Source organism: Mangrovivirga cuniculi, from assembly GCF_005166025.1.
Classification (GTDB): domain Bacteria; phylum Bacteroidota; class Bacteroidia; order Cytophagales; family Cyclobacteriaceae; genus Mangrovivirga; species Mangrovivirga cuniculi.
In genome coordinates this window covers 4,241,797-4,259,429 of the sequence record NZ_CP028923.1, presented here as the reverse complement: position 1 = coordinate 4,259,429, position 17,633 = coordinate 4,241,797, and the positions used below count along the sequence as shown (strand labels likewise).

General features: G+C 34.8%; 18 protein-coding genes. 10 read left to right on the top strand and 8 right to left on the bottom strand.

The window, feature by feature from the left end; translation table 11 throughout:
- The first annotated feature begins 2 nt into the window (after positions 1–2).
- The 9 genes from DCC35_RS18795 (at position 3) to DCC35_RS18755 (ending at position 9,762) form a co-directional block, all read left to right on the top strand.
- Complete coding sequence (locus tag DCC35_RS18795; RefSeq protein WP_137092257.1) at positions 3–641, top strand: response regulator; 639 nt, start codon at positions 3–5, stop codon at positions 639–641.
- Between the two features lie 238 nt (positions 642–879).
- Positions 880–3,903 carry a methyl-accepting chemotaxis protein gene (locus DCC35_RS18790; RefSeq protein WP_137092256.1) on the top strand — a complete coding sequence of 1,008 codons (3,024 nt, stop codon included), beginning with the start codon at positions 880–882 and terminating at the stop codon, positions 3,901–3,903.
- Between the two features lie 7 nt (positions 3,904–3,910).
- Positions 3,911–4,459, top strand: coding sequence for a chemotaxis protein CheW (locus tag DCC35_RS18785; protein WP_137092255.1), 549 nt, complete (start codon positions 3,911–3,913; stop codon positions 4,457–4,459).
- A 14-nt stretch (positions 4,460–4,473) separates the two neighbouring features.
- On the top strand, positions 4,474–4,833 hold the full coding sequence (locus DCC35_RS18780) for a response regulator (protein WP_137092254.1): 360 nt from the start codon (positions 4,474–4,476) through the stop codon (positions 4,831–4,833).
- A 1-nt stretch (position 4,834) separates the two neighbouring features.
- Entirely contained in the window at positions 4,835–5,857 is a 1,023-nt protein-coding gene (gene cheB, locus DCC35_RS18775; RefSeq protein WP_137092253.1) for a chemotaxis-specific protein-glutamate methyltransferase CheB, read from the top strand.
- Between the two features lie 14 nt (positions 5,858–5,871).
- On the top strand, positions 5,872–7,677 hold the full coding sequence (locus DCC35_RS18770; RefSeq protein WP_137092252.1) for a chemotaxis protein CheA: 1,806 nt from the start codon (positions 5,872–5,874) through the stop codon (positions 7,675–7,677).
- Positions 7,678–7,704: 27 nt separating this feature from the next.
- The gene (locus DCC35_RS18765; RefSeq protein ID WP_137092251.1) at positions 7,705–8,244 is read left to right on the top strand and encodes a hypothetical protein; all 540 of its coding nucleotides are present in this window, start codon (positions 7,705–7,707) and stop codon (positions 8,242–8,244) included.
- Positions 8,245–8,271: 27 nt separating this feature from the next.
- Entirely contained in the window at positions 8,272–9,120 is an 849-nt protein-coding gene (locus DCC35_RS18760; RefSeq protein ID WP_137092250.1) for a CheR family methyltransferase, read from the top strand.
- A 228-nt stretch (positions 9,121–9,348) separates the two neighbouring features.
- Positions 9,349–9,762, top strand: coding sequence for a BLUF domain-containing protein (locus tag DCC35_RS18755; RefSeq protein WP_137092249.1), 414 nt, complete (start codon positions 9,349–9,351; stop codon positions 9,760–9,762).
- A gap of 98 nt (positions 9,763–9,860) precedes the next feature.
- On the opposite strand, the gene DCC35_RS18750 is transcribed toward DCC35_RS18755, so the two are convergent.
- Positions 9,861–10,583 carry a hypothetical protein gene (locus DCC35_RS18750; protein ID WP_137092248.1) on the bottom strand — a complete coding sequence of 241 codons (723 nt, stop codon included), beginning with the start codon at positions 10,581–10,583 and terminating at the stop codon, positions 9,861–9,863.
- Positions 10,584–10,689: 106 nt separating this feature from the next.
- Between DCC35_RS18750 and DCC35_RS18745 the strand changes: the two genes are divergently transcribed.
- On the top strand, positions 10,690–11,712 hold the full coding sequence (locus DCC35_RS18745) for a sodium:calcium antiporter (protein WP_137092247.1): 1,023 nt from the start codon (positions 10,690–10,692) through the stop codon (positions 11,710–11,712).
- 2 nt (positions 11,713–11,714) lie between these two features.
- Here the strand turns inward: DCC35_RS18745 and DCC35_RS18740 are convergent, their stop codons facing one another.
- The 7 genes from DCC35_RS18740 to trhA form a co-directional block, all read right to left on the bottom strand.
- Positions 11,715–11,963 carry a hypothetical protein gene (locus tag DCC35_RS18740; RefSeq protein WP_137092246.1) on the bottom strand — a complete coding sequence of 83 codons (249 nt, stop codon included), beginning with the start codon at positions 11,961–11,963 and terminating at the stop codon, positions 11,715–11,717.
- 172 nt (positions 11,964–12,135) lie between these two features.
- A complete protein-coding gene (locus DCC35_RS18735) occupies positions 12,136–12,837 on the bottom strand; it encodes a gasdermin (RefSeq protein ID WP_137092245.1) in 702 nt (233 codons plus the stop codon).
- A 98-nt stretch (positions 12,838–12,935) separates the two neighbouring features.
- Positions 12,936–13,760, bottom strand: a complete 825-nt coding sequence (locus tag DCC35_RS18730) for an oxidoreductase (protein WP_137092244.1) — start codon at positions 13,758–13,760, stop codon at positions 12,936–12,938.
- Positions 13,761–13,802: 42 nt separating this feature from the next.
- Positions 13,803–14,324 (bottom strand): TetR/AcrR family transcriptional regulator, encoded by a 522-nt coding sequence (locus DCC35_RS18725; RefSeq protein ID WP_137092243.1) that lies wholly within the window; start codon positions 14,322–14,324, stop codon positions 13,803–13,805.
- Between the two features lie 66 nt (positions 14,325–14,390).
- Positions 14,391–16,298 (bottom strand): ATP-binding protein, encoded by a 1,908-nt coding sequence (locus DCC35_RS18720; RefSeq protein WP_137092242.1) that lies wholly within the window; start codon positions 16,296–16,298, stop codon positions 14,391–14,393.
- A gap of 217 nt (positions 16,299–16,515) precedes the next feature.
- On the bottom strand, positions 16,516–16,848 hold the full coding sequence (locus DCC35_RS18715) for a DUF3291 domain-containing protein (protein ID WP_137092241.1): 333 nt from the start codon (positions 16,846–16,848) through the stop codon (positions 16,516–16,518).
- A 70-nt stretch (positions 16,849–16,918) separates the two neighbouring features.
- Positions 16,919–17,563: a PAQR family membrane homeostasis protein TrhA gene (gene trhA, locus DCC35_RS18710; protein ID WP_175402870.1), complete on the bottom strand. Its 645-nt coding sequence runs from the start codon at positions 17,561–17,563 to the stop codon at positions 16,919–16,921.
- Between the last annotated feature and the right edge of the window lie 70 nt (positions 17,564–17,633).

Below are 17,633 nucleotides of genomic sequence, written 5' to 3'. Positions count from 1 at the left end.
ATATGTCAATTAAACTATTACTTGTAGACGACCATTCTCTGATCAGAACTGGAATTAAATCTATTTTAAAAGAAAATGGAAGTGATTTTAAGATAGCAGAAGCTAATAGTGGAGAGGAGGCAGTGAGTAAATTTAATGATCAAAATCCAGATGTGACCATTATGGATATTTCCATGGAAGGGATAAACGGAATGGAAGCAGCTTCTGAAATATTAGGGAAAAATGAAAAGGCATTGATTATTATTCTATCAATGTATCTTGATCGTGATTATATTTTAAAAAGTATGGAGATCGGGGTGAAAGGCTATGTGTTAAAAAATGAGGGAAATGAAATAGGCGAAGCTGTAAGGAAGGTTCTGGAAGGTGGTGAATATTTTAGCTCGAGCGTAAAAGAGATCATGCTGAAGGAATATACTACCGGCATCAGATCCAGGAAAAAAGAAAAAGAGTTTTCTCTAACAAAAAGGGAAAAAGAAATACTAAAGCTTGTTGTCGAAGGTAAAACCAGCCCTGAAATTGCTGATGAACTTTTTATCAGTGTTCGGACAGTCGATACCCACCGTTCTAATATTATGAAAAAATTAAAAGTAAATAATTCAATTTCCCTCATAAATAAAGTGAACAAATTGAAGTTAGTTTGACGGGATATAAAGTCACTTTATTTACTCTATACCGTAAGTCATAAATTTAAATGTAATTAAACGATTAAGTATAATTGCGTATTTTACATAAGGTGATTACTGTAGAAAAATTACACTTTTTTGCTTATTGATTAGCTTTAGATAGGAGTCTACATTTGTAAAGGATGTTTAAAGCATCTTGATTTTTTCATCAGATTTCTAAGACTTTTTATTTTTTAGAAACAACTTTTTTAAGCATATGTCACAAAACGGTAAATCAACTTCAGCTTCGAAGGCAAAAACCAGTAATTCAAAGGCAAAATCAGACTCTATTGAATTTAATGATATCGATATCCTGCAGGTTATGCAGGGCACCATAGTTTCTGTGGTAATTACCAATGTCAATGGGGAAATTCAGTTCTTCAACAAGGCCGCAGAAAAATTATGGGGTTATAAACCCAGCGAGGTAATTGGTAAAAATGTAAAGATGCTTACCCCTCCTGATATTCAAAAAGAACATGATCAGTACCTGGAAAGGTATGCTAAAACTGGCAAGAGAAATGTTATGGGAGGCTCTCGTGAAGTCAAAGCCATGACAAAAGATGGGGAATTAGTAGATATCCTTCTTTCATTAAGTGAAGCAACAACAAACGGAGAAAAAGTATATACTTCGTTTATTTTTGATATCACAGAGAAGAAGAAACTGGAACAGGAAATCCAGGAGCAGCTTGAGGCAATGAGTGCCCAGGAAGAAGAGCTTCGTCAGAATATGGAGGAGATGACAGCTACTCAGGAAGAGATGGCTCGTCGCCAAGTGGAAATGGACGGACAGATTTCTGCAATTAACTCTACCTCTGCTTTTGTGGAATTTAAACCGGATGGAACGATTCTAAAGGCAAATGATATTTTCCTAAAAGCAATAAAGTATGATCTTAATGAAATCGTTGGTGAGCACCACCGTATTTTTTGTGAAAAGACTTATGCAAATTCTGCCCAGTATGAAAAATTCTGGAAAAATCTTTCAAAAGGTATTCCACAAACCGGTGAGTTTAAAAGAATTGATTCCGAAGGTGGGGAGGTATGGATTTTAGCTAACTATACTCCGGTTTTAAATACTGATGGCTCTGTTATGAAGATTATCGAATTAGCCTCTGATATAACAGAAACCAAACTTGAAAACGCAAATTATGAAGGCCAGCTTGAGGCAATAAATAAATCTCAGGCAGTAATTGAATTTACTCTTGATGGAGAAGTAATAAAGGCAAACGAAAATTTCCTGCAAACTGTCGGATATTCCTTTGATGAAATCGAAGGAAAGCATCATAGCATGTTTGTAAACAATGAAACTAAAAATAGTGAGGCTTACCAACGATTCTGGAATGAGCTGAGAAACGGACAATACCAAACAGGAGAATTCAAAAGATTAAGCAAGCAAGGTAAAGAAATATGGCTTCAGGCATCGTATAATCCGATTATGGATTTAAATGGACAACCATACAAGGTTGTTAAATATGCCACAAACATCACTGCTCAGAAAAAAGCTGAGAAACAAGCCGAGACAGAGAGAGTCAAAAACTTCAAAACTCTGGAGCAGGCTGTTGACTCAGTAATTACCATAAACTCTAACAAAGAGATCACATTTATTAATCCGTCTGCGGAAAGAATGTTTGGTTACACTGCGGATGAGGTAATGGGACAGAACGTTAAGATTCTTGTTCCGATGGAACACAGGGGGAATCACGATCGATATGTAGATTCTAATATCAAAACAGGAGAAAATAAGGTTGTTGGCAAAGGGCGTGATCTTGAAATGTCAAGGAAAGACGGATCCAGGTTCTGGGGAAATTTATCTTTGAGTAAAGTTGAAATTGACGGAGAAGTTCAGTTTACAGCTTTTATCAAAGACATTACTCAGACAAAGCACAATGAGTTTGCTTACGAAAAAGTAATCTCAGCAATTACAAAAATCAATGAAGGAGATTTCGATTTTGAGATCGATCTTGAGGGTTTAAATGTTCAGGAATCAGTACAAAACGTGGTTTCAGACATGGCTAACCTGAGAAATAATCTCAAAGCGATCATTTCAGAAGTAAATCACGTAGTTCAGGAAGCCGGAGAAGAAGGTAACCTGAATGCCAGATTAAAGCTAGATGAAAGCAAAGGTAGCTGGAAGTCACTTACAGATTCGATAAATATTTTACTTCAAAATATCGCAGAGCCAGTATTGGAATTTAATGCGATCATTACGAAGATGTCACAGGGAGATTTGAGCCAGTCATTCCAGATGAACACCAAAGGTGATCTGAAGAATATGGCAGATTCGTTAAATACTGCGATTGATAATCTGAATGCTTTAATTAAATCTATTGAGCTCAATTCGTCAATTGTTGCAGAAACGTCTAAACTTTCGCTGGATAAATCTGACAGCATGAAAAACAACACTAACGAGATGGCTTCTGCAATCGCTCAGATGGCAAAAGGTGCCCAGGATCAGGCACAAAGAACTGATGAATCAGCGGTGTTAGTCGAAGGTGTATTGAAGTCTGCCGGAGAAATGGAGTCTAAATCAGGAGTAATTTACAGTGCTGCAGAGAAAGGCGTAAAGAGTTGCGATGAAGGCTTGAGTATTATCAACAAGCTGGTTGCAAACATGAATGAGATCGATACCTCAGCCGGATTAACTTCAGAATCGATCAAGATTCTTACCCACCGGGCAGAAGAGATCGGAAGAACACTGAATGTAATTACAGACATCGCTGCTCAGACTAACTTACTAGCTCTAAATGCGGCTATAGAAGCAGCACGAGCAGGAGATGCAGGACGTGGTTTTGCTGTGGTTGCTGAGGAGATCCGTAAGCTGGCAGAGGATTCAAGAAAATCTGCAGTAGATATTGAAAAGATTATTACTGATGTTCAAAAGGATACGAATTCAGCAAGTAAAGCGATTGATACCATGACTTCAAATGTTAAGGATGGTTCCGGAGCAACATTGAGTGCTGAAAAGATCTTCCGTGAAATAGCTGAGTCGAATGAAGAAACGCTGAACCTGAGTAAGGAAATCAAAGAGGCCTCAGGAACTCAGAGAAGTTCAATCGACAGTGTCTCTAAAAATATCGAGCAGATAGTGGTGGTTGCAGAAGAAACTGCTGCCGGTACTGAAGAGCTTGCAACTTCATCTCAGGAATTAAATAACAGCATGGAAGAGGTGACTAAGAGTAGTAACAAACTAACGAATGTCGCTAAAGACCTCGAGAATGGTGTAAACAAATTCAAACTGAAATAAGATCGTCATGTCAGAAGTAACACAAAAAGATATACAAAATTCAACTGAAAAAGAGGAGCTTAAAAATGTTCAGCGGAAACAGTTGATAGTATTTCGGCAAGGTGATAGCGAATATGCTCTGAGCATCGATCAGATCAAAGAAGTTGTAATCACGCCGAGAATAACTAAAATGCCTCAGACTCCTTCCTTTGTAAAAGGAGTCGCAAATATCAGGGGAAATATCATTGCCATTCTTGATCTCGAAGAAAAATTCGGGATCAAGGACCAGGGTGATTCCGAAAAAGGAATTGAAAACTTATCTACAGATAAAAATTTCACCCTGGTAATTGAAAGCGAGGATCACAAAATGGGTGTGCTGGTCAAAGAAGTTCCAAACACCTTATCAGTCCCGGTAACGGCTATCGAAGAAGGAGTGAATATAGTTCATGATTCTTCAGTAGAACAAAATTACATCAACGGGATCGTTAAATATGATGACAGGCTCATAGTATTGATCAATGTTCTGAAAATCATTAATCAGTCTGAGAAAAACCTTATTAACAAAGTAGCTAACTAAATCTTAGAAGAATTATGTCTAAACGCGTTTTAATTGTCGATGATTCACTCTATATGAGAACTGTGATCAGAGATGTTCTCGAAGCTGAGGGCTTTACTATAGTCGCTGAAGCTTCTAATGGGGAAGAAGCTATCGATTTCGCATTCGAGTACGAACCTGATTATATCACGCTGGATAATATATTGCCAGATATGATCGGTACCGATATTCTTAAAGTTTTTAAAGAAGAAGGTATAAACGCTAAAGTGATCATGATCAGTGCTGTCGGACAGGATTCTGTAGTTAATACAGGGATGAAACTTGGAGCAATTGATTACATCATTAAGCCTTTTACCAATAAGCAATTACTGGAAGCTCTGAGAAAAGCCGGATAATATGGTAAAGGCCGTAGTAATCGATGATTCAGGATTGATGAGAATACTGATCTCCGACATCCTTCGTTCGGATGGAAGGATCAAGGTGGTCGGTACAGCCAGAAATGGTCTTGATGGCCTTAATAAGGTGCTTGAAACTAATCCTGATGTTGTTATTACGGATATGGTAATGCCTTCTCATGATGGGTTATTCCTTGTTAAGGAAGTTATGAAGAAGCAGCCAGTACCTGTGATCTTATTGAGTTCACTGGAAAGAACTAACGAAAAGATATTTGATGCACTGGAAGCTGGTGCTTTTGAGTTTATCGATAAACCAGTCAATGGCACTGCATTTAGTTCTGATTATCCACTGAATGAATTGGTTATCCAGGCAGTAGAAAGCAAGAATAATTTAGATTTGAGGGTTAAAACACGGCAGAACAATAACCTGCACACCTTCGATGAAAAATTAAATTATGATATTGTTTGTATTGGGGCTTCAACCGGAGGCCCTGGGGCACTTGAAATTTTGGTTAAAAGATTACCGGCAAATTTTCCCTTACCAATTGTGATTGCCCAACATATGCCTGAGCGGTTTATCAGGTCTTTCGTGATGCGATTAAATAAGATCGCCCCTTTAAAGATCTCGTTGGCAAAGAAAGGTGAAACTCCGATACCGGGAAATGTCTATCTGGCCCCTGGCGATTCTAATTTATCGTTAATAAGATCCAGATTTAATGGGTTACCGGTTTTTTCAAGTTCAAAGAGACAGTTTGAAGAGTTTAACAATCCTTCAGTCGATTGTTTATTTACATCTGCCGCAGAAGTTTATAGAGATCGATGTATTGGAGTTATTCTTTCCGGAATGGGGAAAGATGGCCTTAGGGGTGCAAGCATAATTGGAGAAGCTAAAGGGCTTGTTATTGCCCAGGATCAGGAAAGCTCAGTGGTTTATGGAATGCCTGGAGTAGTTGTTAATAACGGGATAGCCGAATATACAGTTGGCATTAGTGAAATGGCCAGTTTTTTAACCGGGTGTTTATAATTTTTTGATATCAAATGAAAGGAAAAGAAGAAGAATACAAGCAACTCTTTATGGGTGAGGGGCTCGAACAGCACGAAGCCCTAAATAATCTTCTGACAGAATTGGAAAAAAATCCAGAGGATAGTTCAATAGTCGATGAAATCTTCAGGATTACTCATACATTAAAAGGCAATGCTTCAGGTATGGGGTTTTCTGAGATTGCCTCGCTGGCACATACCCTTGAAGATCTTTTCTGCGCAATTAAGCATGGTGAGTTCAAACTCAATAACAAGATATTTGAGGCAGCTTTTAAAGCTCTCGATGTGATGGGAAAACAGTTGTCCGCATTAAAAGACAATAAAAAGGTTGCTTACCGTGGAATCAAAACAAGGATTGACGTATTAATAAGAGAATCTAAAAGCAATTCTGAAAACCAGGAAGATAATAAAAATACTGAAGATAATGATCCCAGTTTAACAATAGTAGATCAAGTTTCCGATAAGGAGCTCCCCAATAATAATGGGGAGTCTTTTTCATCTATCCAAAAGGATGAATTCATCATTTCGGAAGAAAATGGACCTGAAGAAGAATTAGAAGTAAAAACTAATGAAGAGGAATTAAATAAAGTCACATTTTCTGATCTGGTACAAGTGCCGGTTGGTAAACTCGATAATTTATTAAACCTCGTGGGAGAGTTAATTATAGAACGCGATAGGATCACCACCTCACTTGAAGGAGTTGAATGTGCCAGCAATAATGAATTTAGCAGACTGAAGCGAATTTCTTCTGATCTTCAGTATTCCGTAATGAATGTACGTCTTGTTCAGGTTGGATTTTTATTCAATAAATTCAAAAGAGTGGTGCGTGATGCCGCTGTTAGTGAAAATAAAAATGTTGACCTTCAGATCGAAGGTGAAAGTACAGAAATCGATCGAAATATTCTTCAAATTATCAGCGATTCACTTATACACCTAATCAGAAATTCGATAAGCCATGGAATAGAAAAACCTGAAGAAAGAAAAGCAATCGGTAAACCTGAGAGAGGTGTTATAAATCTAAGATCATACAATGATAATGATGGTGTGATTATCGAAATCGAAGATGATGGTCAGGGAATCGATATTGAGAAGGTCAAATCAAAAGCGCTTAGCAAGGGTCTTGTAACAAAGGAGATGTTATCATTGATGAATGATAACGAGGTAGTAATGTTGATTTTTGAACCGGGATTTTCCACCCGGGATAATGTTTCTTCTTTATCTGGCCGGGGAGTTGGTATGGATGTGGTTAAAAAGGCTACTGATTCAATCGGTGGACAAATAAATATCGATACAAAAAAAGGGGAGGGGACTCTAATAACCTTGAAGCTACCTTCATCCATGGCTGTCAAAGGAACTTTGCTTTTTCAGCTGGAGGATCAGGAATACGCCATTCCCCTTTCATATACTGAAGCGGTAGTCTCTTATAATAAAACAGACCTGTATAAAATCAGTAATGGAATTGTTGCTTCTCATTTAGGGAAGACTATTTCTATTGTATTCTTAAAAGATCTATTCCAAACAGGAGGAACATTAAGACAGAGAATTTTTAACAGCTATAACAAGTTGCAAAAAGATGATAAAATTGATATTGTCATTGTAACCTATAATGGCAGAACCATTGGGATGGTAGTCGATAAACTTCTTCAACAAAAAGAGATTATAGAAAAGCCACTTTCCAAACCTTTAGATAATGTAGATTTTATCAGTGGTGTTACGATACTGGGTAATGGGAACGTATGTCCGGTATTAAATATTTCTACAATAACTAATTCGATTTTTAACATGAGTCTGTCAAATCAGTGACAGAGGCTTGGATATCATACTTAAGAAATGAGCGAAAGATTTAAAGATATAATAAATGCCGGATTAGAAAAGGCTGCCAGTGCATTCGCAATGATCATTAAAAGGGAGGTAAAAGTTAAGAAGATCAAGGTTAGAATAGGAGTCGGTGATGAAAAGTTATTTATCTCAGATAAAGTAACAAACGAAGATCAAATTTTGATCACGCCTTTGATCGGTGAAAGTAATGGTAAAAGTTTCTTAATCTTCGATGCCTACACTGCTGGCTTAATCACTGCACTATGTCATTCCGGGCACGATAAACTTCTCGATAAAAATGCAGTAGAAAATATATTACTTGAGATTGACAATATCCTTTCTGCCACATTTATTACTGAAATATCTAACCAATTGGAAATTTCAATATTTGGTGATGTACCTAAAATAACTGTTAAAGAGGCATTAGAAGCAGATACAGAAATGGATGCCTTTATTTTTATTGAATCAGAATTTGATATCGAAAAAGATGAAATGGCCAATGTTTCTTTTTTATGGATGTTAGAAGGTGAATTACTTAAAAAGGTATCATAGAATTTTCAGCCATTTAAAATATCAATTATGAAAGTCACACAGGCAGAGATCAATTCATTTACTGAAGTGTTATATGCCAAATATGGATTTGATTTTACTTGTTATGAACCACAGTCTTTGAATCGAAGAGTAAATCGTGTGCTACATGTTCTTGGTTATAACACAATACATGATCTATGGACCGATATGCTTCAGAAACCTTCTCTGGTATATAAATTTATGGATGAAGTAAGTGTTGGATTAACTGCAATGTTCAGAGATCCTGTAATGTGGAGTAGATTGAGAAGTGTATTATATAACGAATTTAAATCGAAGCAAAATCTGAACATCTGGATTGCTGGTTGTTCTACCGGGGAAGAAGTCTATACCTTAGCTATTGTGTTATACGAAATGGGAATGTTGCACCAGACCAGGATATTGGCTACTGATATGAATCACACTGCATTGGAAGTAGCCAGGTCAGGAGTATATCACGAGCTAAAGATTGTTGATTACGAAAAGAATTATACAGAATATAATAAGTTCGGTACTTTCAGTAGGTATTTTAAGAGAAACGCTCCTCATGTGATGATGCGGCCCGATCTTTTAAGTAATACTACTTTTAAATATCATAACCTTGTGACTGATAAAATAGACCAGGATTTTGATTTGATATTTTGCAGAAATGTAATGATTTATTTTGATGCTGATACAAAGTCAAAGCTAGTGAAAAATTTTCATCGAAATATTAACGATAACGGGTATTTAATCACTGGATTTTTCGATTCAATTTTCTGTGAAGAAAATCAGAGATTGTTTAATAGTGAATTGTCTGGCTTTAGGATGTTCAAGAAATCACCTGCTATGATAATTAATAGGACTAATTTATCAGCTTAAATGATTTTTCTAATATAAAATCTTTTTTTATTGAGATGTTTGAACAATTAGTCTTATATCTTGTTGCAGATTGTAGGTTTTGTAAGGAGGTAAATTAAATCTCAATATTATACTCTCTTAATTTTTAAGTTATTATTTGGCTAACCTATTATTTAATCCAAAGGGTTAGGCTGATAATACTATTACAAAACACATGATGGTTTATTTTTTCACTCAAATTTTTTACCTATGTTATCACATTTAGTTTATTTAAGTAAAAGAAATCCTAATTGCACATCTGAAGAAATTGAAAATATACTTCAATCCTGCAATAAAAATAATAAGGAATATAATCTTACTGGAGTATTGCTGTATTCTGATAAGCAATTTGTCCAATATCTAGAAGGAGAGTATGATGAAATCTTAGCATTGTACGATAGAATAAAAGGGGATCCAAGACATAGTAACATTGTCATGATTACTAGTGGTCCAATTAATGACAGAGCTTTTCCAAGCTGGCAAATGGGAGCAAAAAAAGTTGATTTTAATTCTATTGAGTTTAAAACTAATATGTCTCCAAATGAGCAGGCAGAATTTAAAAATATTTTGAAAGGTGAGGAAAATAATAATGCACTTAAATTGGTGAAGAAGTTTTTCAATTAATCAATATGTCATTTATATTCATTAATTGTTACAATATTTAACAGTTAATGAATTTCCTTTTTACATATCAAGTTTAAATTTTTTTAAAATAGGATATTTTAGCTCAATACCCTTTTAAGATTATGATCAAAGCCATATTCATTTCCAATTTTAAACAAGTGAGAAATAGCCGTTAAATGACCAAACATAAAGGATGGAGTAATAAAGCCGAAAAGCCAGACATAGGGGAAATATAATATACCACTAGCTGATTGCTTATAGATAAATGTCTGGAAAGGAGAGGGTAAAGCAAAAAGAACAACTACAAATAATTGGATAAGGGAGTAAAGAGCCAGAATATTCCATAAGATCATCACATATATACTTAGTGATTTTTTCTGATAGCCGTAATAAAATATTGCCGGAGCACTTAATCCTGCCAGAATATCAAAGTTTGTTCCCAGGAAAGTGATTGACTGGGGTACTAGTTTGTAGAAATATAAACCTGCCAGAATGAATGCGATGGGTAGCCTTAAAAACTGCATTAAGGTAAGCCATTTTAACTCAAAACCTTTGAGTAGTTTTTTACCCCTGGAAGTAAATAAATAAATACAAATCGGTATAAATGGGGGTAAGAATAAAAATAAGATATGAAAAGTAAGTTTTTTTATTGAGTCGATATAAAATTCATAATAGCCCGCTATTCCCTGCATAAAAAGCCCGAAAATAAGACTTGCAAGAATAAGTTTATTACCTTTCGATGTTTTATATAAAAAGAGTAATACTGCTGTTGTAATGGCAATAAACGAGATATTGAATGCTATTGGAAGCTTATCGATCATTTAAATAGCACTTTGTCTTTAAAATAATTTAGTTAAATTAACGAGTAATTCAAAATTGAAGAGATTAGATAGACGCACTTAATAGATTTAGCATATTTTTTAACCTATGGAGCTAGCCCTTTATATATTCATAATTATTGTCTCATCATTGATAGTTTATAAGGGAGGATCTATGCTCGAAAATGCTTCTGAAATTCTTGCTAACCACTATGATCTTCCTTCTGTGGTGAAGGGGAGTTTAATTATGGCAGTGGGATCAAGCTTTCCGGAACTTTCTGCAGTATTGGTGTCAACTATTTTACATGGTACTTTCGATCTGGGTGTATCTGCTGTGGTTGGCAGCGCAATTTTTAATATAATGGTGATTCCCGGTCTTTCTTCAGCTTTATATGGTTCTCAAAAGGCAGATCACAGTTTAGTGTATAAAGACTCGCAATTTTACCTAACTTCAATTGTGGTATTAATGCTAACTTTTGCTTTAGGAGTAATTTATTATCCTGAGGAAGGTACTGATAATATTATTGGAAGTGTTACCAGGGAGCTAGCACTTATTCCATTCCTGCTATATGGACTGTATATTTATCTGCAATTTGTTGACACAAAGGAACACAGAGAAAAAACAAATGGAGATAACCGAAAGGAGCATGAAGAAATTTGGAAAATCTGGCTTAAGCTGGTTATCAGCCTGGTATTAATTCTGGTAAGTGTAGAGGGGCTAGTCAGAGGAGCGCTGTTTCTTGGAGAGTACTTTAACACACCTGATTTTTTCTGGGGTATCACAGTCATTGCTGCTGCTACTAGTGTACCAGACGCTGTTGTGAGTATTAGAGCTGCTCAAAAGGGTGATGGAACAGCAGGGTTGTCAAATGTGCTCGGAAGTAATATATTCGATTTACTTGTGGCAGTGCCTGCCGGAGTTTTGATAGCGGGTGCAGCTACTGTAAATATAACAATAGCTGTTCCGATGATGTTATTTCTAACCATCGCTACAATCGCTTTTTTTGCTTTATTACGCTATAATCTTGTACTTTCAAGATCTGAAGGCATCGGAATGCTTGTTGGCTACTTATTATTTGTGATCTGGATGTTACTGGAATCTTTTGATGTGATTTCTATAGTACTTAAGTAAAATCAACCACTGTAATGATTAGTACCCCAGTCCATTAATTGTGAGTTTATATCAATTTTTTCTTTTGAGACAGATCCAGTGTCAACATTCTCTGAATAGATCAAGGATTTATCTGTCCAGGTGATCGCCTTTACTCGAGAACGGAAAAGATCCTCATCTCCATTAAAGTATTTTAAAATGAGATTTGTTTTGTCTTCGCAGGCTAAACGACCCTTTTCTCCATTTTTTAAAATGACGTTGAAATACTTCATATCTCTATCGTTTTAAAGTGACAGGATATATAAGATAGTCCATTATCTTGAAATTATATAATTATTTATTAAAATATTTTTAATTGATTAGTATAAATATTATTTATTATATTAATCTTTCTCTCTTGAAAATTCGGTTTCCTGAAAGTATAACAATACAATTTACCAGGGATTAAAAGAAAGAACGATTATCAGTAATTAATTTGATATCACTGTACTCTCCTTTATCAAAATCCAGCCTGTTTGCTTTTACAGCAATCGGAAAAGCGGCATTTCCTTCAGAATATATTTCCATTACATTGTCACTAGTCATCTGAAATGATGCGTTTCCCTCAGCCATATCTGATAGTTCTCCCGTAACACTATTGTCAATTTCTTTATTAGTTACAATTGTTGCTTTCAGATCTTTCGCTGACAACACTCCCGTGATTATCAATATATTGTTCCTGTTTGCATTTCTAATCAATTCAGGATTTGGGTGTTGAAAGTCAGCCATGGAAAAGAACCTGGAAATAATTCCTGAAGGTATTGTTAGCGTCTTGCTTTTTCCATAACTGATTGAGACAGAAGAGCCGCTTTTGAATTTGCTTGAAAGGGAAAGATTTCCCAATCCCAGTGAAACCAATAACTGTTCGAGAACTGTAATGCCTATGTTAAATTTATATTGCTGTTGTTGGTTGTAATTAACTCTTAGCGCCTGATCTTCGATAATATCTATTTCGGTGTCGGACCTAAAAGCATGGTTTACATTTTCATAATATAATTCAGGAACATCAAAGGTCTTTTTTAACCATAACTGGAGAGGTTTGTGATTACGAATCGGGCTATCGATGAGGTCGTAGCCAACATCTCGAAGGTCATTTTTTAAGTTCATAAATTAACAGAATTTGGTGTTTGATTGCATAATTAAAATTACAATTTTTTTAAAAAACTAAGTCTTATTTATAATTATTATCCTGTTAAATAAGAAATTTATTTCACCTGACTCATTATTATCTTGTCAAACATTTTATCACTCAATATTCTTCTTAAAATGATTAGAGGTTTAGCCATAGCTCCGGCAACATATCTTGTTTTAGGTCTTTTTGAGTTTATCGCTTTAATTATTTGATTAGTTATCACTCTGGGAGAGGATCCGGCTTCACTATTGTATGATTTTTTTGTAGCCTTAGCAATCGCTGTAGCCATTTTACTGTATTCACTATTTCCTGATCTTTTTAATAATGGGTCGTGAAGTGTAGTGCCAAATGCCGTTTTAATTATACCAGGTTCGATTAGTATAACATCAATATCAAATGGTTTTAATTCAAGTCTGAGGCAGTCAGACCATCCTTCTAATGCAAATTTTGTGGCATGGTACCACGCCCCCATTGGAGTATATATTTTTCCGCCCATAGATGATATGTTTATGATCTTCCCACTTTTATTTTTTCGCATATAGGGTAATACCTTCCGGGTCAGTGATGCCAGGCCAAACAGGTTTACTTCAAATTGATATCTCGCTTCTTCAATAGAAGTATCTTCTACGGCACCGTAAAGTCCAAATCCTGCGTTATTGATCAAAATATCAACTCCATCATGATTATCTTTAATGATTTTTATTACTGTTTCAATATCACTTTCATTCGTGATATCCATTTTAACCGGTATACCACCTTTATCACCTATTTCTGTCATATTTTCAATTCTTCTGGCAGCTGCATACACCGTGTAACCAAGGTCGATCAAAGCATTGGCCATATCTTTCCCCATTCCTGAAGAAGCGCCAGTTATAAGTACTGTTTGTGCATTTTTCATTTTTTTATAAGTGATTAATTACTTATTATTTTCTCAAATTTTTTATATTTCGTATTTATTGTAAAGATATTCCTTAACGTTTTTTCTGTTTAAAGCAGATCCTTTTAGTATGCTTCCTCCTATTCCTTCTGTCAAAATAATCAATGCCTCAGATTCCATTTCCGGAAATTGATATTCTAATTTTTCAAATGCATTTCTTAAAGCTGCCCTTACAGGATCCAGTTTTTCATCATTATAATCTTCAATTTCCCATTTGATTTTATACTGAAGTTTCCAAAACTGATATTCTTCTACCGGGACCTCGAATGGGATGTCAATTGCTTTTTTAATTATTTTCTTTGGTTCATTTAAATTCAATAATGGATTGTAAAGCTGTTTAACTCTTTCTTCTCCAAGATCCACCACAGCTTTTAATAACCCTTCTTTATTAGTGAAATGACGAAAAATCAGACCTTCAGATACACCTGCTTTTCTGGCTATTTTTCCCGTTGAAGTGCCATTGTAGCCATCTGAGGAGAATAATTCCAAAGCTGCATTTAGTATTTTTTCTTTTTTATCAGTCATTCAGAAGTGAGTAATTACTTACAAAGGTAGTACAAGAATATCAATTGCGCAACGAATAATAATTAATTAATTGAAGAACAAAGTGATACTTGTTCCTTTTCCTTCAATGCTATCAAGGTCGATTTTTATGTTGTTGATTTCGGCAAATTCTTTCACCAGCGTCAGTCCGAGTCCTGTGCCTTTCTCTCCGGCTGTTCCTTCAGTCTTTTTTATGTAACCGGCATTAAAAATCTGATTTTTGACTTCACTGGTCATTCCTTTTCCTGTATCTGATATTTTTAATGTTTTATAATTACCAGTTACTGTATTTGATTCAACCTTGACAGATCCACCACTGGAGGTGAATTTTATTGCATTGTTTACCAGATTACGAATGATAAATTCCAATTGATTTTTATCGGAATAAACTGTAATAGAATCTTTTATATTGACATCTAATTTAATTTTTTTGTCTGCAGCGATCGGAGAATAAACTTCCGTAACTTCGTTAATGACTGCATTTAATTCAAATCTTATTTTATTACTTTCAATGTTATTCATTTGAATGGAAGCCCATTTTAATAAATTGTCTGCCAGTCTGATCGTCTTATGAAGGGAGGTGTTCATTTTTTTACTCAGATCGATAATTTCTTCTTTTGAAAAGTTTTCGGAGTGGTTTACTAAAAGATTAGAAAATGAACTTAGCGATGCAAGCGGACTTTTAAAATCATGGGCAACTATGCTGAAAAACTTGTTTTTAGTATTATTTAAAGTTTCCAGATTCTCCTTTTGATGATTAATCGTTTCCGTTTGTCTGATAAGTTCGTTATTTATTTTATTAATTTTCTTATTACTTCGGTATAAGAAATAAAGTAATGCGGCAAGAAGTATTGCCAGGATTCCGACTACCACAACAGTGATTCTGGATTGTCGCAAGGAGGTTGTTTGTTGGTTATTTATCGCAGCTAATACTGCCGCTTTTTCTTCCAGTTCGAAAGCATCAAGAACGTTTTTAGTCAAATTAGACTTATCATTAAATTCAGATATTCTTAAGCTATCGTATACATTTTCATATTCCACCAGGTAATTACTGATCTCTTCATAGTTTTCGTTATCAATGTGATAGTTGATAAATGAATTATATATACCGGGTAAGTATTTTACAAATTTTTCTTTTTTGCTGATTTTCAGAGCTTCTTGTATGTTTTTCAGATAATTTTCTTTGTCATTTTTAAGGATATAAATCTCAGCTAGTCCCAGGTGAGATTCTATTACAGCTAATTTTTGAGAATATATTCCTAATGAATCTGAAATACCTAAAGTTGTCAGAAAGTACTTTTCTGCTTCAGCTAAATTGTTTTCTTCTAATGCGATACTTGCTTTTAACTTGTAGCACATAGAAAGAAGAGGTGTGTTATTCAGTTCAACACATAATCTTATTGCTTCTTTATTCAGAGACCTAGCTTTGTCGTATTGCTTGAGATAAAAATAACTTTCTGCCAGATTAAATGAGGTTACAGCTAACCTGGAAGGCAGATCAAATCGGGAATATATTTTGTGTGATTTTTTATGATATTTATTTTGCTCTTTATAATCTTTTAATTGCTTAAAGTAATGACCAAGCGAAATGTAGCAATCTGCCACTCCAGTTGAATCGCCAATTTCATTAAATATTTTTAATGCTTTTTGGATATGTTCGGTACCGGAATAAAAATGCTCATTTAGAGTGAATATATTAGAAATGTTTCGATATGCGTATGCTTGCCCTCTTTTATTGTTGTACTCTATTGCCAATGAAAGTGCTTCATTAGCCGATTTCATAGCCATTACCGGGGAAATATAAGTTAACTCTCTGCTAAGATCATTTAATTCATTGATTCTCTGAGTTGTGGTAAGGGAAGGGTCATTAATAACTGATTGTATGGAATCAATTACCTGACTATTAATATTGACAAGTGATGCAATGAAAAATATTGTTATCAGTCCCTTTTTCAATGTTTGACTATTACCATTATTATTTTCTCAAAGGTAAAATATTATACTCTTTAAAAATGATAAAATAGTAGAATTTTATTGCCCGGATTGGTTTTATAAGTAACAACTTTTAATAAGTTATTTGGCTTTTATTGCAATAAAAACTTCTTAGAAATATTTAATTGTTGTTGAGAAAAGTTACAAAGAAAAAAAAATGCAATAGTTGCTATTTATATTATTAATATCTTAAAACCTTACCTTTTCCCAAAAGTAATTTGGCTTCTTTCCAGGTAGGTAAATTTTTAGCATTGATGGTAATAGTATGAATTTCGCTGGCGATATTACTGCTCCTTTTCATGGCTTCCAGATGTGCCCCGCTTTTTGCGAATTCTTTCATATCGCTTTCTTCTTCCCACAATGTCATAGTATAGTGAAGCGTCCAGAATCCTGTGCTTTTATATTGTTTGCATTTTGTGGTTTTTAATTGTTTAAATATTCTCAAGGCCATTTTAGAAAGAACAAAGAAATGCCATGGCTTTTTCAATTTGATAGATGTAATAGTTGCTTTCATATTAAATTCGGATCAGTGCCTCTGGTATGCTAAAAAGTCAAATCAGGTCATAAATGTATGATGACATTTTTTAGATAAATACGTACTTTACCATCATAATAAAATGGAATATACTACCCATCATCACAAAAAGGTGCCATATAAAATGACCGTATTTTAATCGTTTGTCTAGCATATAAAAGATTATGCCAAAAGTATAGGCAAAACCACCTGCTGCCAATAACCAAAATGCCGGGGCCGGTAAGGAGGCTTTCACGATATCAATATCGAAAATGATGATCCAGCCCATAACTGCATACATCAAAGTAGAGATAGTTTTATATTTTCCGGCAAAAAATATTTTTAGAATAATCCCGATCAGCGCCATGCTCCATAAAATGGCAAAATATATCCATCCTGTGGTTCCCCCTATACAGATTAACAATACCGGAGTGTAGGTTCCTGCGATTAATAAATAAATACCACAGTGATCAAGGATTTTAAAAACATACTTGGCTTTTTTATGTCTTAATCCATGATAAAATGACGAAAACAGATATAACAGAACTAAACTTAATCCGTAAAACAAGGCGCTGAATAAGCTCCATTTCACATCACTCCTGGCGCCAAAAATTATCAGAACAATCATACCGCCAACTGCTGCAGCTGCTGTGATACCATGTGAAAGAGAATTTAATATCTCTTCAGTTTTTTTTAAAGGTTTTAGTTTTACCAAGGCTAATCTTCCATCGTTTTTACTTGCGTAAAAGTATTCGATCTGAATTGATCAAACACATGGAAATAGA

Coding starts and splice junctions, on each gene's coding strand:
- DCC35_RS18795 (WP_137092257.1), top strand. CDS start 3: ATGTCAATTAAACTATTACTTGTAGACGACCATTCTCTGATCAGAACT.
- DCC35_RS18790 (WP_137092256.1), top strand. CDS start 880: ATGTCACAAAACGGTAAATCAACTTCAGCTTCGAAGGCAAAAACCAGT.
- DCC35_RS18785 (WP_137092255.1), top strand. CDS start 3,911: ATGTCAGAAGTAACACAAAAAGATATACAAAATTCAACTGAAAAAGAG.
- DCC35_RS18780 (WP_137092254.1), top strand. CDS start 4,474: ATGTCTAAACGCGTTTTAATTGTCGATGATTCACTCTATATGAGAACT.
- cheB (WP_137092253.1), top strand. CDS start 4,835: ATGGTAAAGGCCGTAGTAATCGATGATTCAGGATTGATGAGAATACTG.
- DCC35_RS18770 (WP_137092252.1), top strand. CDS start 5,872: ATGAAAGGAAAAGAAGAAGAATACAAGCAACTCTTTATGGGTGAGGGG.
- DCC35_RS18765 (WP_137092251.1), top strand. CDS start 7,705: ATGAGCGAAAGATTTAAAGATATAATAAATGCCGGATTAGAAAAGGCT.
- DCC35_RS18760 (WP_137092250.1), top strand. CDS start 8,272: ATGAAAGTCACACAGGCAGAGATCAATTCATTTACTGAAGTGTTATAT.
- DCC35_RS18755 (WP_137092249.1), top strand. CDS start 9,349: ATGTTATCACATTTAGTTTATTTAAGTAAAAGAAATCCTAATTGCACA.
- DCC35_RS18750 (WP_137092248.1), bottom strand. CDS start 10,583: ATGATCGATAAGCTTCCAATAGCATTCAATATCTCGTTTATTGCCATT.
- DCC35_RS18745 (WP_137092247.1), top strand. CDS start 10,690: ATGGAGCTAGCCCTTTATATATTCATAATTATTGTCTCATCATTGATA.
- DCC35_RS18740 (WP_137092246.1), bottom strand. CDS start 11,963: ATGAAGTATTTCAACGTCATTTTAAAAAATGGAGAAAAGGGTCGTTTA.
- DCC35_RS18735 (WP_137092245.1), bottom strand. CDS start 12,837: ATGAACTTAAAAAATGACCTTCGAGATGTTGGCTACGACCTCATCGAT.
- DCC35_RS18730 (WP_137092244.1), bottom strand. CDS start 13,760: ATGAAAAATGCACAAACAGTACTTATAACTGGCGCTTCTTCAGGAATG.
- DCC35_RS18725 (WP_137092243.1), bottom strand. CDS start 14,324: ATGACTGATAAAAAAGAAAAAATACTAAATGCAGCTTTGGAATTATTC.
- DCC35_RS18715 (WP_137092241.1), bottom strand. CDS start 16,848: ATGAAAGCAACTATTACATCTATCAAATTGAAAAAGCCATGGCATTTC.